Source organism: Mycolicibacterium peregrinum (genome assembly GCF_001665625.1).
Taxonomy (GTDB): Bacteria; Actinomycetota; Actinomycetes; order Mycobacteriales; family Mycobacteriaceae; genus Mycobacterium; species Mycobacterium peregrinum_B.
Genome location: NZ_LZSY01000094.1, coordinates 1 through 22,497 on the forward strand (window position 1 = coordinate 1; position 22,497 = coordinate 22,497).

Annotated in this window: 24 protein-coding genes and 1 pseudogene; 12 read left to right on the forward strand and 13 right to left on the reverse strand. The window is 65.0% G+C overall.

The genetic code is table 11. The annotated features are described in order from the left end of the window. Positions 1 to 403: pseudogene (locus A5779_RS13440) on the reverse strand (hypothetical protein); the annotation flags it as partial. A 39-nt stretch (positions 404 to 442) separates the two neighbouring features. Between A5779_RS13440 and A5779_RS13445 the strand changes: the two are divergent. Beyond that, positions 443 to 1,249: an SDR family NAD(P)-dependent oxidoreductase gene (locus tag A5779_RS13445; protein WP_064882630.1), complete on the forward strand. Its 807-nt coding sequence runs from the start codon at positions 443 to 445 to the stop codon at positions 1,247 to 1,249. 10 nt (positions 1,250 to 1,259) lie between these two features. Here the strand turns inward: A5779_RS13445 and A5779_RS13450 are convergent, their stop codons facing one another. From A5779_RS13450 to A5779_RS13460, 4 genes are all read right to left on the reverse strand, one after another. Next, positions 1,260 to 2,105, reverse strand: coding sequence for a mycofactocin-coupled SDR family oxidoreductase (locus A5779_RS13450; RefSeq protein ID WP_064882632.1), 846 nt, complete (start codon positions 2,103 to 2,105; stop codon positions 1,260 to 1,262). A 398-nt stretch (positions 2,106 to 2,503) separates the two neighbouring features. Beyond that, a complete protein-coding gene (locus A5779_RS34500) occupies positions 2,504 to 2,650 on the reverse strand; it encodes a hypothetical protein (RefSeq protein WP_236734761.1) in 147 nt (48 codons plus the stop codon). A 5-nt stretch (positions 2,651 to 2,655) separates the two neighbouring features. Next, entirely contained in the window at positions 2,656 to 3,036 is a 381-nt protein-coding gene (locus A5779_RS34505) for a hypothetical protein (RefSeq protein ID WP_236734762.1), read from the reverse strand. A gap of 49 nt (positions 3,037 to 3,085) precedes the next feature. Further along, the gene (locus A5779_RS13460) at positions 3,086 to 3,805 is read right to left on the reverse strand and encodes a TetR/AcrR family transcriptional regulator (RefSeq protein WP_082941676.1); all 720 of its coding nucleotides are present in this window, start codon (positions 3,803 to 3,805) and stop codon (positions 3,086 to 3,088) included. Between the two features lie 206 nt (positions 3,806 to 4,011). Here A5779_RS13460 and A5779_RS13465 point away from each other — a divergent pair, with 206 nt between their 5' ends. Together A5779_RS13465 and A5779_RS13470 are read left to right on the forward strand one after the other, a co-directional pair. Beyond that, positions 4,012 to 4,794, forward strand: a complete 783-nt coding sequence (locus A5779_RS13465; RefSeq protein ID WP_064882637.1) for an enoyl-CoA hydratase — start codon at positions 4,012 to 4,014, stop codon at positions 4,792 to 4,794. Between the two features lie 16 nt (positions 4,795 to 4,810). Further along, positions 4,811 to 6,292 carry an adenylate/guanylate cyclase domain-containing protein gene (locus tag A5779_RS13470; RefSeq protein WP_064882639.1) on the forward strand — a complete coding sequence of 494 codons (1,482 nt, stop codon included), beginning with the start codon at positions 4,811 to 4,813 and terminating at the stop codon, positions 6,290 to 6,292. A gap of 69 nt (positions 6,293 to 6,361) precedes the next feature. Here the strand turns inward: A5779_RS13470 and A5779_RS13475 are convergent, their stop codons facing one another. Genes A5779_RS13475 through A5779_RS13505 form a run of 7 tightly spaced genes read right to left on the reverse strand, consistent with a single transcriptional unit; the run spans position 6,362 to position 12,179 of the window. Further along, positions 6,362 to 7,102, reverse strand: coding sequence for an acyl-CoA dehydrogenase family protein (locus tag A5779_RS13475; RefSeq protein WP_236734763.1), 741 nt, complete (start codon positions 7,100 to 7,102; stop codon positions 6,362 to 6,364). 60 nt (positions 7,103 to 7,162) lie between these two features. Further along, a complete protein-coding gene (locus A5779_RS13480; protein WP_064882642.1) occupies positions 7,163 to 8,284 on the reverse strand; it encodes an acyl-CoA dehydrogenase family protein in 1,122 nt (373 codons plus the stop codon). A 22-nt stretch (positions 8,285 to 8,306) separates the two neighbouring features. Beyond that, positions 8,307 to 8,753, reverse strand: coding sequence for a nuclear transport factor 2 family protein (locus A5779_RS13485; protein WP_064882644.1), 447 nt, complete (start codon positions 8,751 to 8,753; stop codon positions 8,307 to 8,309). Further along, positions 8,737 to 9,963, reverse strand: a complete 1,227-nt coding sequence (locus A5779_RS13490) for a metal-dependent hydrolase family protein (RefSeq protein WP_064882645.1) — start codon at positions 9,961 to 9,963, stop codon at positions 8,737 to 8,739. The genes A5779_RS13485 and A5779_RS13490 overlap by 17 nt, the downstream gene beginning before the upstream one ends. Before the next feature lie 2 nt (positions 9,964 to 9,965). Then, the gene (locus tag A5779_RS13495; protein ID WP_064882648.1) at positions 9,966 to 10,295 is read right to left on the reverse strand and encodes a hypothetical protein; all 330 of its coding nucleotides are present in this window, start codon (positions 10,293 to 10,295) and stop codon (positions 9,966 to 9,968) included. Continuing rightward, positions 10,288 to 11,625: an aromatic ring-hydroxylating oxygenase subunit alpha gene (locus A5779_RS13500; RefSeq protein WP_064882668.1), complete on the reverse strand. Its 1,338-nt coding sequence runs from the start codon at positions 11,623 to 11,625 to the stop codon at positions 10,288 to 10,290. The genes A5779_RS13495 and A5779_RS13500 overlap by 8 nt, the downstream gene beginning before the upstream one ends. A gap of 23 nt (positions 11,626 to 11,648) precedes the next feature. Next, positions 11,649 to 12,179: a carboxymuconolactone decarboxylase family protein gene (locus A5779_RS13505; protein WP_064882650.1), complete on the reverse strand. Its 531-nt coding sequence runs from the start codon at positions 12,177 to 12,179 to the stop codon at positions 11,649 to 11,651. A 236-nt stretch (positions 12,180 to 12,415) separates the two neighbouring features. Between A5779_RS13505 and A5779_RS13510 the strand changes: the two genes are divergently transcribed. From A5779_RS13510 to A5779_RS34885, 9 genes are all read left to right on the forward strand, one after another. Next, a complete protein-coding gene (locus A5779_RS13510; protein ID WP_064882670.1) occupies positions 12,416 to 13,711 on the forward strand; it encodes an amidohydrolase family protein in 1,296 nt (431 codons plus the stop codon). 52 nt (positions 13,712 to 13,763) lie between these two features. Next, positions 13,764 to 14,942, forward strand: a complete 1,179-nt coding sequence (locus A5779_RS13515; RefSeq protein WP_064882652.1) for an acyl-CoA dehydrogenase family protein — start codon at positions 13,764 to 13,766, stop codon at positions 14,940 to 14,942. A gap of 17 nt (positions 14,943 to 14,959) precedes the next feature. Beyond that, complete coding sequence (locus A5779_RS13520; RefSeq protein WP_064882653.1) at positions 14,960 to 15,718, forward strand: SDR family oxidoreductase; 759 nt, start codon at positions 14,960 to 14,962, stop codon at positions 15,716 to 15,718. Positions 15,719 to 15,722: 4 nt separating this feature from the next. Further along, positions 15,723 to 16,976: a CaiB/BaiF CoA transferase family protein gene (locus tag A5779_RS13525; RefSeq protein WP_269085845.1), complete on the forward strand. Its 1,254-nt coding sequence runs from the start codon at positions 15,723 to 15,725 to the stop codon at positions 16,974 to 16,976. A gap of 21 nt (positions 16,977 to 16,997) precedes the next feature. Beyond that, positions 16,998 to 18,155 (forward strand): thiolase family protein, encoded by a 1,158-nt coding sequence (locus A5779_RS13530; protein ID WP_064882654.1) that lies wholly within the window; start codon positions 16,998 to 17,000, stop codon positions 18,153 to 18,155. A 14-nt stretch (positions 18,156 to 18,169) separates the two neighbouring features. After that, positions 18,170 to 19,318: an acyl-CoA dehydrogenase family protein gene (locus A5779_RS13535; RefSeq protein WP_055115964.1), complete on the forward strand. Its 1,149-nt coding sequence runs from the start codon at positions 18,170 to 18,172 to the stop codon at positions 19,316 to 19,318. A gap of 116 nt (positions 19,319 to 19,434) precedes the next feature. Continuing rightward, complete coding sequence (locus A5779_RS13540) at positions 19,435 to 20,088, forward strand: TetR/AcrR family transcriptional regulator (protein WP_064882659.1); 654 nt, start codon at positions 19,435 to 19,437, stop codon at positions 20,086 to 20,088. Positions 20,089 to 20,102: 14 nt separating this feature from the next. Further along, positions 20,103 to 20,606, forward strand: coding sequence for a hypothetical protein (locus A5779_RS13545; protein WP_055120461.1), 504 nt, complete (start codon positions 20,103 to 20,105; stop codon positions 20,604 to 20,606). A gap of 171 nt (positions 20,607 to 20,777) precedes the next feature. Beyond that, complete coding sequence (locus A5779_RS34885; protein WP_165609781.1) at positions 20,778 to 21,302, forward strand: hypothetical protein; 525 nt, start codon at positions 20,778 to 20,780, stop codon at positions 21,300 to 21,302. A 361-nt stretch (positions 21,303 to 21,663) separates the two neighbouring features. Here the strand turns inward: A5779_RS34885 and A5779_RS13555 are convergent. Next, positions 21,664 to 22,497: cytochrome P450 (locus A5779_RS13555; protein WP_064882664.1), on the reverse strand; the 834-nt coding region annotated here is incomplete at its 5' end.

Here is a 22,497-nt window from a genome sequence, read left to right on the forward strand (position 1 = left end):
TCCCGGTACACGACGCCCCATGGTAGTCGGCGAAGAGGCACACCGGCACGGTGACGGGCAGCTTGGTGTCGGCCGACAACGCCCCGAAAGCCACCTCGAGCTCCATCTGCGACTTACCGCGATCGCGGCGGGGGTTGTCGAAGTCGCGGGAGAACTTCACGAACAGCTCGGTAGGCAGGCCGTCGGCCGGATCCGCGTACCGAACGTCCAATAGGGCTTTGCGTCCGGTGCTGCCTCCGGTGCAATCCTCGAACCGGGTGATCGCGCTGATCCGGTTTTCCTGCGGGAGAGCGCCGAAGGCGTGCAGGGCCGCGGTCAGGAACACCGGTCCGGCGTCACGGAGTGTGTCCGGATCAGCGGGGAATTCAAGGCCGGTTCCGTCGCCGGTCACCCAACGTTGCATCTAGCCTCACCGCCCGCCCCAGCGCTAGCCTCAATCACTATGGCTATCAATCCTTCTGACATTCTGCTCACGGGACAGGTGGCTGTGGTCACCGGCGGGGGCGCCGGCATCGGCCGGGGTATCGCTGCTGGGTTGGCGGCGTTCGGTGCCTCGGTGGCCATCTGGGAGCGCAACGAGCAGAGCTGTGCAGAGTCCGCTGAAACCGTCGGGGCACTGGGCATCGTCACCGATGTGCGCGACAGCGAGCAGGTGGATGCCGCCTTGGCCCGAACGACCGCCGAACTGGGGCCGGTCCAGATCCTGGTCAACAACGCCGGTGGAGTGTTCGCCTCGTCGCTGCTGGAAACGAGCGAGAACGGTTGGGACGCGCTGTACCGGAGCAATCTGCGCCACGTCCTCTTGTGCACACAGCGGGTGGCGCGCCGATTGGCCGCCGATGAATTGCCGGGCAGCATCATCAATCTCACGTCGATCGAGGGAGTACGTGCGGCTCCCGGTTATGCCGCGTACGCGGCGGCGAAGGCGGGCGTCATCAACTACACCCAGACCGCGTCGTTCGAGCTGTCGCAGCACAACATCCGGGTCAACGCGATCGCCCCCGACCTCACCCTCACCGAGGGGCTCATGGCACTGTCGCCGGGCGGGCCACCGGAGGGAATCGCTGATGCCATCCCACTGGGCCGGGCCGGTCATGTCGACGAAATCGCCGGGGCGGCGGTCTATCTGGCCTCGGGTCTGTCCGGGTATGTCACCGGGCAGACGCTTCACGTGGACGGTGGCACGCGGGCTGCGGGTGGCTGGTACCGCCACCCGCAGACCGGTGCCGCAACACTCGGTCCGGGCTAGGGATCCGGACCTACTTGAGGCAGCTTCCCGCATCGACCGGCAGCGTCACACCGGTGATGTAACGGGCCTCGTCGGAGGCCAGGAACAGCACGGCGTTGCTGATGTCCACGGCCTCGACCCACGGGATGGGCAGGGTGTGGAACAGCTGGCAGATCGGCGCCATGTCGTCGGGGCCCGGGTTCTCCAGGTCGGGCCGGAACATCTTGAACGTGCCGTCGTTGTGGAGCATCGGGGTCGCCACATGTGTGGGATGCACGGTGTTGCAACGGATGTTGTGCTGACCCAACTCCACGGCAAAGCCGCGCATCAACCCCACGACGCCGTGCTTGGCGGCGACATAGTTACCGCAGTGCGGGTAGGCCTTGAGTCCGCCGACCGAGCTGGTCAGGACGATCGATCCGCCGCGGCCCCCTTCGATCAGGTGCGGCACAGCGGCTTTGACCGACTTCCAGACACCCGAAAGGTTGATGTCGATCATCTCGTCCCAGTCCAGCTGGCTGGTCTCGTGCAGGACATCGCCGCCGTTGCCGATGCCGGCGTTGGCCACGATGATGTCGAGACGGCCCAGCTGCTCGACGCCGCTGTCCACCGCGGCCTTGATCGCATCGGCGTCGCGAACGTCAACCTCGGCCGTGACGACGCGGCGGTTGAGCCCCTTGATGAGATTCGCGGTCTCGGCCAGGTCATCGGAGGTAGAGGCCGGGATGGCGGTCTCCACGCCGGGCCGGATCGGTCCACAGATGTCGATCGCGATGATGTCGGCGCCCTCTTGCGCCAGCCGTACCGCGTGACTACGTCCCTGGCCGCGGGCCGCGCCGGTGACGAACGCGACCTTGCCTTCCACCCGTCCAGTCATTGATTACCCCAGTTCTGTGTTCTTCTGCCACGTAGCGGTGAAATACTGTGCACCTGCTCAGCAACTCTGTCACCGGGCTACCCACCGTGTCAACGACAGATACGTTTCGGGCAATTTGTACTCTCTGCTTAGAAGAACGCAATTCTCAGTCGGTCATGGTGGCCACGGTCTGCGGCAGGTCCAGGGTGGACCGGATGCCGGGCTCGGCGGCGCACACGAATGGCACCGCGTTGACCGCTCGGTTCGCGGTGTATCCCGGGGAACTGCTGCCATCCGATTGAGCGGAATCGGCATCCGGACATCGATGTCCAGTGGTGCATCGGTGCATCGCCGTCCACGGTCAGGCGCCAACCGGTGGGCCGCAGGTCCCAGTCCTCGGTGAGGTTCGTACCGCAGTATCAGGCCGCCTGGAATCGCAGGAGCTGTCGCCCCGAGCGGAAGCCCGACACGGTGATTCGTTGTGCGGCCACGGTTCCGGCGGCGAGATGTCCGGCCCGGATGGCGGTGTCCTCGGCCGCGAGCGCCGACTGACCCTCGGAGTGCACCGACGTCAGCGTGAGCGGAATCGCCTCGGTGATGAAGCTGGGCTGCTGCCGGTGGCATACAGCGTGGCGTTCCCGCGCGCACAAGCCTCCGGGACGGCACTGTGTAGCCCCGGGTCGACCGAGGGCGGATGGTGGAACTGGCCGCCCGTGCTGACCACGTTGATGCCCGCGTCGACAATGGCCTCGACGTCGTCGGTGGCAGAGATGCCGGCGGGGTCCAGGCCGCACAGTTCGCCCGCGTCGGTGCCGACCTTGTCGGCGCCGAAGACATGAACAGCGGTCAACTCCAGGTGTGGATGCTCGATGATCGAGCGCAATGCGTGGGTTCCGATGGTGCCGGTCGCCCATTGCGCGACGCGGTAGCCGTGAGTCCGGAGATCGGGCACGCGCTTGAGTGTAAGGAGAATTCTTTTCTTAGGAGAACGAAATTCTCAACTAGCTGGCGGCGAATCCATTGGCCACGAAGTCCCAGACCTCGTCGGCGCTGATCGGATGGATCGATGCCTCGTCGGCGCCTCCGCTGGATTGCGCGACGAACATCACGGTCTGCATCGTCATCGCCGCCATCCGACGCGGGTTGATCCCCGCGCGGAGCTGACCGGCCTCGGACGCTTCCTCCATGAGCTCGGTGAGCAGGGCCAGCAGCGGTGCGTGGGCGACCTTGACCTCCGACGGGTGCGACACCAGCAAACGCGGGGCGAAGTCGGTGAACAGTGGGCGCTTGGCGGCCGGATCGGGGCGCGACGATTCGAAAAGCAGCTGAATCGCGACCTTCAGGCGTTCGATCGGTTCGCCCTGGGTCGAGGTGGCGGCCCGGATCTGGTCGGCCGAGCGGCTCAGCGCGTCTTCGAACAATGCGAGTAGGAGCTCGTGTTTACCGTCGAACTGCAGGTAGAAGCTGCGCAACGATTGACGAGAGCGGTCCACGACCTCTTGGACCGTGAAGTCGGTGCTGCCCTTTTCGATGATGATCGCCTGGGCGGCGTCGAGGAACCGTTGAACGCGCTGGGCGGCGCGCAACTTGGCCGTTTTGATCGACCGCTCGACAGCTCGTTGCTTCCACGCGGGTTCTTCGCCAGCGGTGGTCACTGGCTGCTCCGACGCTTGTCGAGTGGGGAGAACATGAACTGACTGTACCGGAGAACGCCTTGCCATTGTGGTGCCAGACCCCCTCGCGGCCAATGTGTCGGAGATTGTAACTTTCGTACTGTGAGAATAGTATTCTCATGAAGGGAATTATAGAAGTCCTTTGAGAAGAAGGGTTTCGCATCAAAATTCGGCGCCGCCGGTGCACTGTTCGCCGGTAGCTGCCGCATCGCAAAGACGGCTGTCGGGCGGCAGCGGTGAGCAGAAGGAACCACGTGTACATCGACTATGACGTCGCCGATTCGATCGCCACGATCACACTGAACCGGCCGGAAGCCGCCAACGCGCAGAACCCCGAACTCCTCGACGAACTCGATGCCGCGTGGACCAGGGCCGCCGATGACCGTGAGGTGAAGGTTATCGTGCTGCGGGCCAACGGGAAGCACTTCTCGGCCGGCCATGACCTGCGTGGCGGCGGGCCGGTGCCGGACAAGATCACCCTGGAATTTCTCATCGAGCACGAGTCGCGACGCTATCTGGAGTACACGCTGCGGTGGCGGAATGTGCCCAAACCGTCGATCGCGGCGGTGCAGGGACGCTGCATCTCCGGCGGTCTGCTGCTCTGCTGGCCGTGCGATCTGATCCTGGCCGCCGACGATGCGCTGTTCTCCGATCCGGTGGCACTGATGGGCATCGGTGGTGTCGAGTACCACGGTCACACCTGGGAACTCGGCGCCCGAAAGGCCAAGGAGATCCTGTTCACGGGTCGGGCGTTGACCGCGGAGGAAGCTGAGCGCACCGGCATGGTCAACCGGGTTGTCCCTCGTGCCGAGCTCGACGCCCAGACGGCCGAGCTGGCGGCGCAGATCGCGCAGATGCCCGCCTTCGCGCTCCGCCAGGCCAAACGCGCGGTCAATCAGACCCTCGACGTGCAGGGCTTCTACGCCGCGATCCAATCGGTGTTCGACATTCACCAGACCGGGCACGGCAATGCGCTTAGCGTCAGCGGATGGCCGGTACTGATGGATATCGACGGAATGAAGCAGAACATCAAGTAGGCCTGGGCCTCTGAAGATGGGGGCGATCCGGCTCAGCGTGAGTTACGCGGCCAGGCAGATCTACGCGCAGACCACGGCGGCGGCTGCGGTGACGCTGGTGGTACTGGCGCTCAGCCGTAACACCGTCGGTGATGCGCGCGAGCTGCTGACCCAGGCGAATCTCGTTGCGCTGATCGCGCTGATGGTCGCGGCCGCGATCGTCGATACCGTCGTTGGTTGGGTCAATGTCCACCCGACGTTCAAATGGTTTGCCGCGGGGGAGAATCCGACGGCACAGCAGCAACGCGCGGCGATGCGTATCGCACCGCGGCAGACCATCATCCAGTTCGTCACCTGGGCGGTGAGCGCGCTCGTGTACACGCTGCTGAACCTCGGTGCCGGTGGAGGTGTCGCCTACGTGATGGGCGGGGCGATCCTCTTCGGTGGTGTCGCGGCCGCCTGCATGGGATTCCTGGTGACGCAACGCATGTTGCGGCCGATCGTGGCCGCGTCGCTGACCGCATCCTCGTCGACGATGGTGCGCATGCCCGGTGTGCTGGCCCGGCTGATCACCATCTGGACCCTGTTCAGCGGGCTGCCCCTGGCCGGTATCGCATTGATCGTGCTGGCCCGCTCGAACGGCTGGTTCGTGCAGAAGACGGCGCCCGTCGAGGCGGCAGTGCTGGTGGTGGCCGTCATCTCGCTGGTCTTCGGGCTGCGGTCCATGGTCCTGGTGGCGCGGTCGGTATCCGACCCGGTGGGAGAAGTCGTACTCGCGATGAAAGCGGTCGAGCGCGGCTGGTCCGGTGTCTCGGTGAAGGTGTACGAATCGTCGGAGATCGGCCGGCTCCAGTACGGATTCAATCGGATGCTGGCCGGCCTGGCCGAGCGGAACCGGTTGCGCGATCTGTTCGGTCGGTACGTCGGCGTCGACGTCGCCCGCCATGCGCTGCAGCAGGGTGGGACGGTCACCGGCGATGTTCGCGAGGCCGCCGTTCTCTACGTCGATCTGGTCGGATCGACAGCCCTCGCCGCCTCACGCCCGCCTCAGGAAGTGGCGCAACTCCTCAACGGGTTCTTCAAGATCGTGGTGGACACCGTCGAACGTCATCAAGGCCTGATCAACAAGTTCGAGGGTGACGCCGTGCTCGCCGTCTTCGGTGCGCCGCTACGGCTGGACAACCCGGCAACGTCGGCACTGGCCACCGCGCGAGCACTGGTGCCCCGACTGCACCAGCTGCCGGATGTGGAGTTCGGCGTGGGCATCTCGTGCGGCTCGGTGTTCGCGCGAAACATCGGCGCCGAGAACCGCTACGAGTACACCGTGATCGGTGATGCCGTCAACGAAGCGGCGCGCCTGGCCGACCACGCCAAAGACCGCGAGTCGACGGTGTTGTGTTCGGGAAGCGCTCTGGCCCATGCCGATGCCGACGAGGGCGGGCACTGGGCCGTGCGCGGCTCGACGGTACTGCGCGGCCGCTCGACGGCCACGGTCTTCGCCGAGCCCGTCACCCCATAGCGCGAGCAGACACGTCGGTACCCGCAGATCTGCTTCCCGGGGTACCTCCGCGTCTGCTCGGCGGGGAAACTAGAGCTGAGCCAGGCGGGGCACCGTGCCGCGAGCGCGCAGTCCGGCGCCGGCCTTGCGGGTGAGTTCTCTTGAGCTGCCCAGCAACCCGTCGAGCACCAGGACGCGCTTCACGTGATTGTGCAGCTCGTGCTCCTCGGTGAACCCGATACCGCCGAGCACCTGCTGGCAGTGCTTGGCCGCGGTCAGCGCGGCCTTACCCGCGGCGGCTTTGGCCAGCAGCGAGTTCAGGTCGACATTGTCCGCACCGGGCAGGCTCAGCGTCGCCTCGGCACCCTCGATGGCCACCAGCGTCTCGGCCAATCGGTGCCGCACGGCCTGGAAGGACGAGATCGGCTTGCCGAACTGGACCCGGTCCAGTGCGTGTTGACGGGCCAACGCGAGCATCGCCCGGGCCGAGCCGACCAGCCACCAGCCCAGCGCACGGCGGGCCTCCGAAACCCGGAGCAGCTGGCCGTCGGGCACCTGGCGCAGCGGCAGCCCACCCAATGCCGGATTGCTGCTGTCAGTTCTTTCCCAGACCACCCAGGTGCCACCGGCATACGGCATCGGCGGGGTGCCGCCGGGCAGGCCGCCGATGGTCTCGAGCAGCACATCGTTGAGAATCGACGCGTGCGAACCTGTTTCGCCCAGCAGCCGGAACACCAGTGGCAGGGCGGTCTCCGGCATGTCGGAGAGCATCTCGGCCCAGCCGAGTTCGGCCAGCGCGGCATCGAGTTCGGCGCCCGAGGCCGAAAGCATGGTCTTGCGCAGGGTGTCTTCGAGCAGGCCCAGTGATTCGGTATCCAAGTCCGTCACGCCTCACTCCTTCCCGAGGTCCAGCAGTCGGCGCGCGATGATGTTGCGCTGCACTTCGGCGGTGCCGCCATAGATGGTCGACGCCCGCGAGTACAGGTACTCGGTGCGCCATTCGGAGTCTTCGAGTTCGATCACCCCGGGCAGCAGATTGCGGGCGGTGTCGTAGAGCAGCTGTTCGGCGCCGGCCAGCAGCACCTTGTCGATCGAGGTGTCCGGCCCGAGCTTGTGCCCCTCGGCCAGCCGGTGTTGAGTTGCCGCCGAGCGGCAGCGCAACGTGTGCAGGGCCAGATAGACCTCACCGAGGTCCGGATCCACGACCTGCCCTTGCCGTTTCACCGCTTCCACCAACGCATCGAACCGTGAGTACAGGTAGGCGATGCGCTGCCAGAAGCAGGTCGAGCGTTCGTACGGCAGCAGGTCCATCGCCAGTTGCCACCCGTCGCCCGGATTGCCGAGCATCCGGCTCGCGTCGACCTCGACGTCGTCGAAGTACACCTCGCAGAACTCGTCCACGTCATGCATGGTGTGCAACGGCCGCACCGTGATGCCGGGGGCGTCGGTGTCGACGAAGAACGCCGTGATCGCCTGGTGATTCGGCGTGTCCGCGTCGCCGGTGCGGGTCAGCAGGATGCACCGGTGCGAGTACTGCGCGAAGCTGGTCCAGACCTTCTGGCCGTTCACGATCCACTTGTCGCCGCGCTGGACTGCACGGGTGGTGAGCGAGGCCAGGTCGCTGCCCGAACCCGGTTCGGAAAACCCTTGGCACCATTGCTCTTCGCCGGACAGCAGTTTCGGCACCATCTCGGCGGCCAGCTCTTTGGGTGCATAGTCGATCATCGTCGGCGCCAGCACTTCGAGCATCGAATACGGGCCGGGTTCGGCCAGTCGGCGACCCACGACCTCCTCGCCGACGATCGCACGCAGCATCGCTGGTCCGCCCAACCCACCCGCGTGTTCGGGCCAGCCGTAGCGGCTCCAGCCGCCGTCGTAGAGGGCCTTCTGCACGCGGGCGAACTGGCGCATGTGACCTTCGAGCGAATGGTCGTCCGGCGGCGTCAGGTCATTCTCGGCGAGCCAATCCTGCAGCGCTGTACGGAAGGTGGCGGGATCGAACAGGTCGCTCATGCGGTTGCCTCGCTACGCTCGCTCATCCGGCTTCCGGCCTGCCGATCGCATGGGGCCTGCCATGGTCGTGATCACCACTGCGTCGGATGAAGGTCATCGCACGGGTCTTCAGCCGCCAGCCCTCACTGGTCCGCACGTAGGTGTCGCGGTAGTACCCGATACGCATGTCGTGCTTGGAGTGCTCGATGAAGCACAGCGGCTGCGTGCCGGACGCCGTATCCGCCCCTTCGACCAGGTCGATCAGGGCTGTTCCGGTCATGAACAGGCCCTTGGGGGCGGCGTCCACCAGGACCGGGAAGCGATTCAGCGTGTAGGTCTCGCCGAATGCGCTGTAGGTGCCGTCGGGCGTGAAAACACTGATGAGACCGTCGATGTCGCCCTGGGTGATGGTCACCGCGTACTTGGCGAGCACCTGCTGGATCTCGATGAGATCCTCGGTCCGCGTCGGGGAATCAGTTGATGTGCTCATTGCGGAAGACCTTACCGCCTTTCATTACAAAATCCACACGTTGTGTAACGGAGATATCCTCGAGCGGATTGCCCGGCACCGCGATGATGTCGGCGAGCAGTCCCTCGGCCAGCCGGCCCCGGTCGGTGACGTTGATCAAATCGGCGGCCACCACCGTGGCGGCGCGCAGCACCGCGGCCGGCGGCATGCCCCACTCCACCAGCGTGACGAGTTCGTCGGCGTTGCGGCCGTGCGGGATCGCCGGTGCGTCGGTACCGACGGCGATCTTCACCCCGGCCTCGTAGGCCGCCTTGATGGAGGTCTCGGCCTTCGGGAACATCTCGGCTGCCTTGTCCTGCAGCACCTTCGGTGCCTTCGAGACATCCATGGCCTGGGCCAGGCGGCGAGTGGTGACCAGGAACCGATCGTTGTCGACGAGCTTCTGGATGGCCTCGTCGTCCATCAGGAATCCGTGCTCGATGCAGTCGATGCCGCAGTCGACGGCGTGCTTGACGGCCTCGGCGCCGTGGGTGTGGGCCGCGACCCGCAGTCCGCGTCGGTGCGCCTCGTCGACGATGACGCGCAGCTCCTCGTCGGAATAGTGTTGCGCCCCGGCCTCTCCGGTCAGCGACATGACACCGCCCGAGCAGCACACCTTGATCAGCTGGGCGCCGTGCTTGATCTGGTAGCGCACCGCCTTGCGGATCTCGTCGACCCCGTTGGCGATGCCCTCCTCGATGGTCAGTTCCAGGACGCCCGGCATGAACGCCGCGAACATCGTCGGGTCCAGGTGCCCGCCGGTGGGGGTGATGGCGTGACCGGCGGGAATGATGCGGGGTCCGTCGATCCAGCCGGCGTCGATGGCCTTGCCCAGTGCGACGTCGAGCAGGTATCCACCGGTCTTGACGAACAATCCGAGGTTGCGCACCGTGGTGAACCCGGCGCGCAGGGTGCGGCGGGCGTTGCCCACCGCGCGTAGCACGCGGGTCGGGGGATCGTCCTGCACCTGGGACAGGCCCGGGTTCTCACCCCGGCCACCCATGAGCAGGTTGACCTCCATGTCCATCAGCCCGGGCAGCAGAATCGAGTCACCGAGATCGATGACCTCTGAGCCCTCTGGGATTTCGCCACCTACACCGATTATCCGGTCCCCGTCGACACGGACAATGCCGGGACGAATGATCGTCCCGGCATCGACGTCGACAAGACCCGCAGCTTTGAGGGTCAGCACGACTAAACCACCGGCTCCTTGATGAGATTGATATAGGCAGCACCGCTGTCGAGCACCCGCGGTTGCTTCCAGACCTCGACCGGGAAGCTGACCTGGACAATCGACTGACCCAGGTGCACAAGGGCTTTGGCGTCATCGGGCATGCTTGCCAGCGGGAAGCGGGCATCGACGTAGACCATGATGTCCTCGAGCCGCGCCATGCCGGCGTCGTAGAGCTCCTGCATCTCGTCCATCGTCGAGCTCAGGCGCTTCTGATAGCGCTCTTCCTCGGTGGGCAAGCACCAATCGCTGAATCGCTCCAGATCGGCGAATTCCTCGGGCAGCTTAGACATTGACTTCATCCTTCTTGTCGGCACCGGCGTGCTTGCCATTGGTCGAACCATTTCCGTTGGCCTTGGCCTCTTGGTACCGGTCCACGTACTTGTGGGCGGTGTGGTGCAGGTGGCGCAGCAGAATTTCCTGGTCGCACAGCGGGAAGTCGAGCACGGCGCGGGTGCCGATCTGCGTCTGGGTGGCTTCCAGCGTGTTGGCGTCCTGGAACGCGTACTCCTTGAACGTCACCGCGGCCAGTTCCTGGGACAGCCGCTCGCGCAGGTTCTTCGGCGGCACGAAGTACAGGTCGGCCTCAAAGATGTGGCTGTCTACACCGGTGGGCCAGTAGTTGTAGGTCAGATACCAGCCCGGCGCCCAGAAGAGCAGGGTGAAGTTCGGGAAGAACTCGAAAGAGTCCTGGCCCCACGTCGAGTGCCGGCCGGGATTGATCGCCGGTGGCAGCTCGTCGGGCAGGATGCCCTTGATGTCGGGACGATCCCATGGTCCGAACAGGCCACTGTGCAGGATGCGCTCGATGGGCTTGACCATCTTGAGGTCCTTCGGCGGGCTCATGCCGCCCCAGGACGAGATCATCGAGTGATCGCCCTTGATGTCGTAGTGCAGCGCCTCGAAGCCGAACTTGGCCAGCTTCTCGGCTTCCTCCTTCTCTGCCTGCTTCATGTGCAGGATCGGCGCGTGGTAGAACTCGACGAACGCGTCGATGAACAGCTTCCAGTTGGCCTTGACCTCCGAGCGGTAGCTGTAGTGCTCGGTCATCTCGTGGAAGGGATAACCCTTGAGGCCCTCGCCGAACTCGCCCAGGTATTCCTCCAGCGAGACTGCGTCGTCGTCGAAGTTGACGAAGATGAAGCCTTCCCAGACCTCGCAGCGCACCGGCTTGAGCGGGTAGTCGGCTTTGTCGACGTCGAAGAACTCCTGCTCCTGCTGGATGAAGGTCAGGTCGCCCTTGAGGTTGTAGCGCCAGGCGTGGTACTTGCAGACGAACTGGCGGCAGCTGCCGGACACCTCCTCGCCGGGGTAGTCGTTCCACACCAGCTTGTTGCCGCGGTGGCGGCACAAATTGTAGAAAGCGCGGATCTCGTCACCGTCGTTGACGATGACGATCGACGTGCCCGGGCCGACCGACGGCAGCTCACGGGTGATGTAGCTGCCTTTCTTGGGGATCAGCTCCACGCGGCCCATCTGCAGCCAGGTCTTGCGGAAGATGGCCTGCTGCTCCAGTTTCCAGTGCTCCGGGTCGATCGAATCCTCGTAGTTGACCGGGGCGGTGCCCAGTTCGGGCCAGTTCTCGGTCCAGCTGCCTGCAGCCGGCTTCGGGAAGAACGCCATCATCTACCTACTTTCTTCTTGAGTTAGTGGCCGGATTCCGGCGCAATTCCAAAGGTGTTGTAGGCCATGGCCATCAGGCCATAGCCGCCGATCGTGAAGACCAGGTCCATGCGCTGGCGCTCGTCGAGGTGCTCGCTCAGGGCGGCCCAGGTGCTGTCCGAGATCTCCGCCTGTCCGTCGAGTTCATCGACGGAGTCGAGCACCAACTGGTCGAGGGGAGTGGCACCGTCACCAGTCGTGCTGCTCGCGATCCGCTCATCGGTGAGTCCCTCGGATTTGCCGATGAAAGCGTGATGCGTCCACTCGTATTCGCACTTCTTGCGATGGGCGATCCGCAGGATGGCGAGCTCACGCATCTGCGCATCCAGTGTCGAGCGGAACAGCAGATGATTACTGAACCGCAGGAACGCCTTGGTCAGGGAGGGGTGGCGAGCCAGCGTCGACAGCGCGGTGCCCGCTCCCTCGGGGTTGAGCCGCTCCTCCGGAAGCATGACGGACAGTGCTCGTCGCACGTCGTCGTCCCACTCCTCGGCGGGCAAGGGGGCCAAGCGCACGGGGCGGTTCTCCTCTCGATGACCCATCACTGACTCTCGGTTGCGAGAATCAGGTTCTCATTTCCGACTAAGAGGTTTCCATCTTTTGCGCCGATGGTCAACAAGAAGGCGCGAGATTGCATGGTGACCTGGCTAAATCTGCTCGTCAGCGGCATCAGACATTGATTCTCTCTAGACGAGAAGCTAGTTTTCTCCCATAGAGAACCAATGTGACGGCCATGGAACGGAGCGAGGCAGTGCACAAAGACGACATGATCTTGATCAGCGTCGACGACCACATCATCGAACCGCCGAACATGTTCAAGAACCATCTGCCGGAGAAATACCGCGACGAGGCGCCACGCCTGGTGCACAACCCCGACGGCAGCGACACCTGGCAGTTCCGTGACACGGTGATCCCGAACGTGGCGCTCAACGCCGTGGCAGGCCGGCCCAAGGAGGAGTACGGGTTGGAGCCCCAGGGGCTCGATGAGATCCGCAAGGGCTGCTATGACCCCGACGAACGGGTCAAGGACATGAACGCCGGCGGTGTGCTGGCCACCATGAACTTCCCGTCGTTCCCTGGTTTCGCCGCCCGGTTGTTCGCCACCGACGACGACGAGTTCTCGTTGGCGTTGGTGCAGGCCTACAACGACTGGCACATCGACGAATGGTGCGGGTCGAATCCGGGTCGGTTCATCCCGATGGCCATCCCGGCGATCTGGAATCCGCAGTTGTGCGCCGACGAGGTTCGTCGGGTGTCGAAGAAGGGCGTGCACTCGCTGACCTTCACCGAGAACCCTTCGACGCTGGGCTACCCGTCCTTCCACGACCTGGAGTACTGGAAGCCGTTGTGGGAGGCCCTGGTCGACACCGACACCGTGATGAACGTGCACATCGGATCATCGGGCAAGCTGGCGATCACCGCCCCGGATGCCCCGATGGACGTCATGATCACCCTGCAGCCGATGAACATCGTGCAGGCCGCGGCCGACCTGTTGTGGTCGGCGCCGATCAAGGCCTATCCGGGACTCAAGATCGCGCTGTCCGAGGGTGGCACCGGCTGGATTCCGTACTTCCTGGACCGGGTGGACCGCACCTACGATATGCACTCCACGTGGACGCACCAGGACTTCGGTGACAAGCTGCCGTCGGAGGTGTTCCGGGAGCACTTCATGACCTGTTTCATCTCCGACCCGGTCGGGGTGAAGAACCGCCACGAGATCGGCGTGGACAACATCTGCTGGGAGATGGACTACCCGCACAGTGACTCGATGTGGCCGGGCGCGCCCGAGGAGCTGAGCGCGGTGTTCGACACCTACGAGGTTCCCGACGACGAGATCAACAAGATCACCCATGAGAACGCCATGCGGCTGTATCACTTCGATCCATTCGCCCACATTCCCAAGGAGCAGGCCACCGTCGGGGCGTTACGAAAGGCCGCCGAGGGTCATGACGTATCCATTCGCGCGTTGAGCCACAAGGAGAAGACCGGCGCCACATTCGCCGACTTCCAGGCCAACGCCAAAGCCGTTGCCGGCGCGCGAGACTGAACGCCGAGACGATCGGCCGAGAAAAATAGGAGAGCACACAGTGTCGGGCGGTATGAACTTCGAGCTGACCGAGGACCAGCAGCTGATCCGCAAATCCGTTGCGGAGCTGGCGGGCAAGTTCGACGATCACTATTGGATGACCAAGGACCAGGCCCACGAGTTCCCGCAGGAGTTCTACGACGCCATCGCCGGCGGGGGCTGGCTGGGGATGACCATCCCCGAGGAGTACGGCGGGCACGGCCTCGGCATCACCGAGGCCACCATCCTGGCCGAGGAGGTGGCCCGGTCCGGCGGAGCCATGAACGCCGCCAGCGCGATTCACATGTCGATCTTCGGGATGCAGCCGGTAGTGGTGTTCGGCTCCGAGGAGATGAAGAAGGCGACGTTGCCCCGCATCGTCAACGGCGATCTGCATGTGTGCTTCGGCGTCACCGAACCCGGTGCGGGCCTGGACACTTCACGTATCACCACGTTCGCCAAGAAGGATGGCGACAGCTATGTGGTGAACGGCCGTAAGGTGTGGATCTCCAAAGCGCTCGAGTCAGAGAAGATCCTGCTGCTGACCCGCACCGAATCCCGCGAGGACGTGGAGAAGCGTGGCGGGAAGCCGACCGACGGGTTGTCTTTGTTCCTGACCGACCTCGACCGCGATCACGTCGAGATCCGGCCCATCAACAAGATGGGCCGGAATGCGGTGAGCTCCAACGAGTTGTTCATCGACGATCTCCGGGTGCCTGCCGAGCACCTCATCGGCGAGGAAGGCAAGGGGTTCAAGTACATCTTGCACGGGCTCAACCCGGAGCGGATGCTGATCGCCGCCGAAGCCCTCGGCATCGGTCGCGTGGCCCTGGACCGTGCCGTCAAGTACGCGAACGAGCGGGTGGTGTTCGACCGGCCGATCGGCATGAATCAAGGCATCCAGTTCCCGCTCGCCGACTCGCTGGCCCGCCTCGACGCCGCCGAGCTGATCCTGCGCAAGGCCACTTGGCTCTACGACAACGGTAAGCCGTGCGGTCGGGAGGCCAACATGGCCAAATACCTGTGCGCCGACGCGGGATTTGGCGCCGCCGACCGTGCGCTGCAGACCCATGGCGGGATGGGTTATTCCGAGGAATACAACATCTCCCGGTTCTTCCGGGAGTCCCGACTGATGAAGATCGCACCGGTGAGCCAGGAGATGATCCTGAACTTCCTCGCCGCGAACGTTCTCGGCCTGCCCAAGAGCTACTGAGGAGATATCGAAGTTCAATGAGGACCTATTTCGACCTGACCGGACGTTCGGCACTGGTGACCGGTGCCGGTGCCGGGATCGGTGCCGCGGTTTCCGAGGCGCTGGCCGCTGCCGGCGCCGCCGTGCTCGTCACCGACATCAGCGGTGAGGCGGCTGCGAAGGTAGCCGAGCGGATCAATACCGCGGGCGGCAAGGCTGACAGCGCCGCGCTGGACGTCAGCGACCGCGCCGCCGCCGAGGCCGCCGCCGCGCAGGCCGCCGCCCTCGGCGAAGGAAACCTGCACATCGTGGTCAACAACGCAGGCGTCACATCGCCGGCGATGTTCCCCAAGCTGACCGACGAGACGTTCCGGGTCACCTTTGACATTCATGTCATGGGCACCTTCCACGTCACCCAGGCTGCGCTGCCACACATCCCCACCGACGGGACCGGTCGCGTCATCAACGTCACCTCGGCAGCCGGGCTCACCGGCACTCTGGGCCAGGTGAACTACTCGGCGGCGAAGGCGGGACTGATCGGGTTCACCAAGTCGCTGGCCCGTGAGCTGGCCACCAAGAACATCATGGTCAACGCCTTGGCGCCGCTGGCCGCCACGCCGATGACGGAAACCATCCGCACCAATGAGAAGTTCGCAGCCAACATGATGAACCGCATCCCGCTCAAGCGGTGGGCCGATGCCGACGAGGTCGCGGGCGCGTTCGTCTTCCTGGCCTCTGACGCTGCGTCGTACATCACCGGGCAGGTGCTGCCGGTCGATGGCGGCATGGTTATGTGAGCCTGTGAGCGAGTTTACGAGCGAACCATCAAGCACAGCGGCGGAATCCTCTTTGCCGCTGGCCGGTATCACCGTCATCGCGATGGAGCAGGCGGTCTCCGCGCCGATGTGCACCCGGGTGCTCGCTGACTTCGGCGCCAGGGTGATCAAGATCGAGAACCCCAAGGGTGGCGACTTCGCCCGCGACTACGACGATGTCGTGCTCGGTCAGGCGGCCCATTTCGTCTGGGCCAACCGGGGCAAGGAATCGGTCACCCTCGATCTGAAGTCACCCGGGGGCATGGAGGTCCTGCACCGGTTGCTCGACGGCGCCGACGCCTTCGTGTCCAATCTCGCTCCCGGCGCCACCGCGCGGTTGGGGCTGGGGCCCGAGGATCTCAAGGTGCGTCATCCCCAGGTGATCCCGGTGGAGATCGACGGTTACGGACCCGGAGGACCGCTGTCGCACAAGCGGGCCTACGACCTGTTGGTGCAGGCCGAATCCGGTTCGTGCGCGTCCACCGGCTACGCCGGCATGCCGGCCAAACCCGGTGCGGCGGTTGCCGATATCACCACCGGGCTGTATTCGGCGTTGTCCATCATGGCGCTGCTGGTCGGCCGGGCCCGCTCGGGCGACACCGGTGCCGCGCCGGCCGTGGCGGTCAGCCTGTTCGACACCATGACCGACATCATGGGGTACCAGCTGGCCTACACCCAGCACTCCGGAATCGACCAGGTTCCGCTGGGGATGAGTTCGCCGGCGGTGGCGCCTTACGGCGCATTCGATACCCGCGACGGCCAGACCGTGGTGCTGGGGACGACCAACGACCGGGAGTGGCAGCGGTTGGCCCGCGAGATCATCGAGCGGCCCGATCTCGCCGACGATCCGCGCTTCGCCACCAACTCCGATCGCTGTGCGCATCGCGACGAGCTCAACAAGGCGATCGAATCCTGGTGTGCCCAGCACGATCTCGACGACATTCAGCGGACCGCAGATGACGCCGGGATCGGCAATTCGCGGTACAACCTGCCCAGCGAGGTCATCGACCACCCGCATCTGAAAGCCCGTGACCGCTGGCGTCAGGTCGGAACCCCCAACGGGGAGATCGCGGCGCTGTTGCCGCCGCCGGTCATCAGCGGGATGCAACTGGGGATGGGCGCAGTGCCGGGGCTCGGCGAACACACCGATGCCATCCTGAGCGGGATCGGCCTGAGCGCCGAGCAGATCGCCGTGCTGCGCGAGCAGGGCGCCATCGGCCCCGCCTACCCGCAGTCCTAGTCAACAAGAACGGAGAATCCAATGCGCGAAACCGTCATCGTCGAGGCCGTCCGTACCCCGGTCGGCAAGCGCAACGGGGGCCTGTCGGGATTCCATGCCGCAGACCTGTCGGCGCTGGTGCTCAATGCACTGGTGGAGCGGGCGGGTATCAGCCCCGAGATCATCGACGACGTGGTCTGGGGCTGCGTCTCCCAGGTCGGTGACCAATCCAGCAACATCGGCCGATACTCGGTGCTGGCCGCCGGCTGGCCCGAACACATTCCGGGCACCACGGTCAACCGCGCCTGTGGATCCAGCCAGCAGGCGCTGGATTTCGCGGTCCAGGCGGTGATGTCGGGCCAGCAGGACGTCGTCGTCGCAGGCGGGGTCGAGGTGATGAGCAAGGTGCCGCTGGGGGCGGCCCGGGCCACCGGCCAGCCTTACGGGCCGAAAGTCTTTGAGCGGTACCAAGATTTTTCGTTCAACCAGGGCATCTCGGCGGAGATGATCTCGCAGAAGTGGGGTTTCGGCCGGACCCAGCTCGACGAATACTCCGTCGCCTCGCACGAGCGGGCGGCGGCGGCGCAGGACCGCGGCGCCTTCGAGAACCAGATGATCACGGTGTTTCCCGACCCGGCCGATCAACTCGACCCGGTAGTCGCCGACGAAGGGGTCCGCCGTGGCACCACGGTGGAGAAGCTCGCCGGTCTCAAGCCCGCCTTCACCGAGGACGGGGTGATCCATGCGGGCAACTCCTCACAGATCTCCGACGGTGCGGCGGCCCTGCTGGTGATGACGGCCGAAGCTGCTCTGACAATGGGCCTCACGCCCATCGCGCGGTACCGGGCCGGCGTGGTGACGGGCGCGGACCCGGTGTTGATGTTGACCGGGCCCATCCCGGCAACCGAGAAGGTGCTGCACAAGGCCGGTGTGCGTCTGGACGAGGTCGGCGTGTTCGAGGTGAACGAGGCGTTCGCCCCGGTGCCCCTGGCCTGGCTGGCCGAGACCGGCGCCGACGAGGCCAAGCTGAACCCGCTCGGCGGTGCCATCGCGCTCGGACATCCGCTCGGCGCGTCGGGTGCCGTGCTGATGACTCGGATGATCAACCACATGCGCGACAACGGAATTCGTTACGGACTGCAGACCATGTGTGAGGGCGGCGGTACTGCCAACGCCACGCTGGTCGAGCTCATCGACTGACAAGAGGACAACGCATGCAGCGAAATCTATTCACCGAGGACCACGAGGCGTTCCGCGCGCTCGCAAGGGATTTCATCGAGAAGGAAGTCGTCCCCGCCTATCCCGAGTGGGAGAAGGGCGGGCGGATGCCCCGTGACGTCTTCAAGCAGATGGGTGAGCTCGGCATGCTCGGGATGGCGATCCCCGAGGAGTACGGCGGCGCCGGCATCGGCGACTACCGCTACAACGTGGTGCTGCAGGAGGAGGCGGCCCGCGCGTTGGTGACGTTGTCGACGGTGCGCACTCAGCTCGAGGTGATCCTGCCGTACTTCCTGCACTACGCGAATGAGGAGCAACGGCAGCGGTGGTTCCCCGGGCTGGCCGCGGGCACGCTGCTGACCGCTGTCGCGATGACCGAGCCGGGAACGGGTTCGGATCTGGCCGGAATGCGCACCACCGCGGTCCGGGATGGTGACGAGTACGTGCTCAACGGTGCCAAGACGTTCATCACCGGCGGCATCCAGGCCGATCTGGTGGTCGTCGTGGCGCGGACGTCGACCGACCCGGAGAACCGGCGCAAGGGGCTGACACTGCTGGTCGTCGAGGACGGCATGGCGGGCTTCGAGCGGGGCCGCGAGCTGGAGAAGATGGGCTGCAAGGTGCAGGACACCGCGGAGCTGTCGTTCACCGACGTCCGGGTGCCCGTGGCCAACGTGCTGGGGGAGGAGGGCGAGGCCTTCAGCTACCTCGGCCACAACCTGGCCCAGGAGCGGCTCACGGTGGCGGTGGGTTCGGTGGCTCAGGCGCGCTCGGCGATCGCGGCTGCGATCGGCTACACCAAGGACCGCAAGGCGTTCGGCCAGCCCGTGGCCTCGTTCCAGAACACCAAGTTCGAGTTGGCAGCCTGTTCGACCGAGGTCGAAGCGGCTCAGGCGATGCTCGACCGGGCGGTGGCCCTGCATGTCGACGGCGAACTGTCCGGCGCCGACGCGGCCCGGGTGAAACTGTTCTGCACGGAGATGCAGGCGCGGGTGATCGATCGTTGCCTGCAGCTCTTCGGCGGGTACGGCTACATGATGGAGTACCCCATCGCCCGGCTCTACACGGATGCCCGGGTGGCTCGCATCTACGCCGGGACCAGCGAGGTCATGAAGGTGATCATCGCCAAGTCGCTGGGGCTCTGACCGGGCATATCCGGCGGCTGTGACGGCCCTCGGAAACTTCTTTCGCTGAGACGCTTGTCACAACGCTCAAACCAACCTACTGTGTGTTCACTAGGTTGGTTCGACGAAGGAGTCCGGTGACCTCAGTTGCAGGGGCAGAGGTGTCCTCTCAGGGTGCACGGCCCTATGAGACGCTCCTGGCCAAAGGGGAAGACCGCAGGCAGCGGATACTTTCTGTGGCTGAGAAGCTGCTTGCCCGCAATGGTTGGCGCAACACCTCCCTGGCTCAGATCGCCCGGGAGGTCGGCGTCACCCCGGCTGGTCTTTTGCACCACTTCGAGTCCAAGGAGCAACTGCTCAACGCAGTGCTCGATGCCCGCGATCATGACGACGACACCCACGCCGACCGCTCCGGCGATCTCGCTCAGGAGATCAAGCGGGTGGCCGAGCGGTTTGTCCGGGCGCCTGAACTGGTCGGCACTTTCACGGTTCTGTTGGTGGAGAACATCCAACCCGATGCGCCGCTGCACGATCGTTTGCTGAAACGGCAGCAAGCTGCGCGCGACATCGTCACCGACATCATCACCCGCGGCCAGCGCAGTGGCCGCTACCGCTCCGACTTCGACGCGGCCACCAAGGCCGTGGAGATCCTGGCATTCATCAATGGAATGGAGACCTCATGGCTACTCGATCCCTCGCTCCCGTTGACGGACGTGTTCAAGAGCTACGCCGACATGCTGGGGCGGGAGATCGAGCAGCCGGACGGCCGCAACGGGGCGACCGTCCAGTGAGATTGGAGGACGACATGCGGTATCGGCTTGATGTGGTCGCCCCCTGTGTGGTCGACGCGGTCCGGTTCGCCGGCGGCTGGCTCGTCGATCGGGTGATGGCCGGGTGGGACGTCACGGTGCTGATCGGCGCCGACGAGGATGTCCGACCGCTGGCGATCCTCGGGGTCGAGACCATCGCCCTGGAGTCTGTCCTGGAGTCTTGGGAGGACCGTCCGCATCCGCAGACCGTCGCAGTGGCCGCCAACCTGTTCAACACCGACGAGCGCGTGCGACGCGGCGTCCTGGGTGCGCTGGAGCAGGGCCACACCGAGGTGACGCTGTGGGGTGACGAGTGTCCGGCGGATCTGAGCGTCGACCCGGTACGTCACGAACTGTCCGCCGCCGCACGCGCTTTCAAAGCCCAGGCGCTAGCCGCGGTCAACGATCCCGAAGCCAAGGTGGTCGGAAACACCGAGGCGTTCCGCTGCGGCACGATGCTCAGCCGCTCGGTGCCCGCGGATCTGATTCCGGCTAGCTGATCTCTCGCCGAGCGTGCATACAGATCGCGAATTCACGCGATTTCGCGATCTGAGTGCACCGTCGCCGCAGGCCTTCGACAATCGCTCTAGCACTTCTACCGGTGTATGCCGCTTGGCGACTCTGAATTTCGTCCAACCGAGCTCATCGAGATCTTCCGAGCGGATGATGTCGTGGGCGAACTGCTGCGGGTCTTTGCGGTGGTGGTCGCCGTCATACTCAACCGCGAGCATGCGTTCTTCCCATCCCATATCCAGCCGGTAGCGCCGGCAGCCATCGATGCTCGTCACGGGTATCTGAGTCGTCGGACGCGGGTATCCGGCGCGAATCACCAACAGCTTCAACCACGTTTCTTTCGGCGACTCCGAGCCTGGGTCGTAAAGATCGAGTGCGGCCAACAATTGGCGAATGCCTCGGGCACCTCGATGGCCTACTGCTACCCGAAGTACGTCATCGACACGAAATCCCGTGGCATTTCCCAGTGCATCGAGTCGGGCGACCGCGTCATCCAGATGTCCACGCCGACCGAGGTCAAATGCCGTCCGCTCGACAGTGGTGAGTGGAAGTCCCCGGTGCTCCGTGACCTCGTCGGAGGCAAGCGATCCGGTTTTGAGGGTGGTGATCCCTCGCGGAGGCCTGCGGTTCGGCCAGACCAACTCGATCGGGAGCGTGTCCTCGACGTATTGCGCACCGTGTAGCGCCGATGCGGTGACACCCGCAAGCACTCCGCCACGATGCGACCACAACCATGCGGCTTTGGCACGGTGGCGGATCGTCATTTCCGCTGAACGGCGTGTGTAGACGTCGGGGAACAACGTGACGAACGGCCCGCGATGATTGCGCAGCTGATGCTTGGCCACCAGCCCAGCCGCGACGGCCTCGCTGCCGAGGAACGGGGTGTCCATGTCATCACTTTGACGTACTCAGGGCGGCATCAGCTCAACGTTTTTGCGATGTGGGGATCAACCGTGCGTTGTGGATAACTCGCCTGTCCCGAGCGTGCATACAGATCGCGAATTCACTCGATTTCGCGATCTGAGTGCACGCTCGACGGCGGAGCTAGACGAAGGTGGGCATCGCGGACCAGCCCCGTACCGCGGCGGTCTTCGACGGTTTGGCGTTGGCCCAGTCGACGTTCCACTCGGGGAAGCGTTTGAGGATCTCTTCCAACGCGATGCGCCCCTCGAGGCGGGCCAGCGCGTTGCCCATGCAGAAGTGCGTGCCTGCGCCGAAGGTCATGTGAGACTTCTGTTCCCGGTGGATGTCGAAGACGTCGCCGTCGGGGGCGAACCGCCGGTGGTCGCGGTTGGCCGCGCCGACCAGCATGAGCATCGCCGAGCCTGCCGGAACAGTCTGCCCGTAGTACTCGACATCGCGGGTGACGTAGCGGGCGATCTGCAGTGCCGGCGGCTCCCAGCGCAGGATCTCCTCGATCGCCTGGGGGATGAGCTCAGGATTCTCCACCAGCTCACGGCGTTGGTCCGGGACGTCGGCCAGGGTCTTTCCGGCCCAGCCGATCAGGCGCGTGGTGGTCTCGGAGCCGGCTGTCGCGATGACCGTCAGGTATAGCAGTAGCTCGTCGCGACGCAGCGTGCGCACGGTGCCGGTCTCGTCGGTGAATTCGGCATTGAGCAGATCGGTCATGATGTCGTCGGACGGGTGCTCGGTGCGCCAGTCGATGAACTCGGCGAACACCTCACCGGTGGCCAGGGCATCGACCGTCTGTCCCTGCAGGGTCTCCTCGCCGTGGTCGGTGATGGCGCGTTGCCGGTCCTCGGGGATGCCCAGCAGCATGCCGATGACGCGCATCGGCATCTGTTCGCCGAGATCCTGTACGAAGTCGAACTTGTCAGACCCGACCAGCGGATCCAGGCAACGTGCGGTGAATTCTCG

What these genes read in the sequence shown, in the direction of transcription:
- A5779_RS13445 (WP_064882630.1), top strand. Translation starts at nt 443, where the DNA reads ATGGCTATCAATCCTTCTGACATTCTGCTCACGGGACAGGTGGCTGTG.
- A5779_RS13460 (WP_082941676.1), bottom strand. Translation starts at nt 3,805, where the DNA reads ATGGCAAGGCGTTCTCCGGTACAGTCAGTTCATGTTCTCCCCACTCGA.
- A5779_RS13470 (WP_064882639.1), top strand. Translation starts at nt 4,811, where the DNA reads ATGGGGGCGATCCGGCTCAGCGTGAGTTACGCGGCCAGGCAGATCTAC.
- A5779_RS13475 (WP_236734763.1), bottom strand. Translation starts at nt 7,102, where the DNA reads ATGCTTTCGGCCTCGGGCGCCGAACTCGATGCCGCGCTGGCCGAACTC.
- A5779_RS13520 (WP_064882653.1), top strand. Translation starts at nt 14,960, where the DNA reads ATGAGGACCTATTTCGACCTGACCGGACGTTCGGCACTGGTGACCGGT.
- A5779_RS13545 (WP_055120461.1), top strand. Translation starts at nt 20,103, where the DNA reads ATGCGGTATCGGCTTGATGTGGTCGCCCCCTGTGTGGTCGACGCGGTC.
- A5779_RS13480 (WP_064882642.1), bottom strand. Translation starts at nt 8,284, where the DNA reads ATGAGCGACCTGTTCGATCCCGCCACCTTCCGTACAGCGCTGCAGGAT.
- A5779_RS13500 (WP_064882668.1), bottom strand. Translation starts at nt 11,625, where the DNA reads ATGGCGTTCTTCCCGAAGCCGGCTGCAGGCAGCTGGACCGAGAACTGG.
- A5779_RS13515 (WP_064882652.1), top strand. Translation starts at nt 13,764, where the DNA reads ATGAACTTCGAGCTGACCGAGGACCAGCAGCTGATCCGCAAATCCGTT.
- A5779_RS13495 (WP_064882648.1), bottom strand. Translation starts at nt 10,295, where the DNA reads ATGTCTAAGCTGCCCGAGGAATTCGCCGATCTGGAGCGATTCAGCGAT.
- A5779_RS13535 (WP_055115964.1), top strand. Translation starts at nt 18,170, where the DNA reads ATGCAGCGAAATCTATTCACCGAGGACCACGAGGCGTTCCGCGCGCTC.
- A5779_RS13485 (WP_064882644.1), bottom strand. Translation starts at nt 8,753, where the DNA reads ATGAGCACATCAACTGATTCCCCGACGCGGACCGAGGATCTCATCGAG.
- A5779_RS13450 (WP_064882632.1), bottom strand. Translation starts at nt 2,105, where the DNA reads ATGACTGGACGGGTGGAAGGCAAGGTCGCGTTCGTCACCGGCGCGGCC.
- A5779_RS13530 (WP_064882654.1), top strand. Translation starts at nt 16,998, where the DNA reads ATGCGCGAAACCGTCATCGTCGAGGCCGTCCGTACCCCGGTCGGCAAG.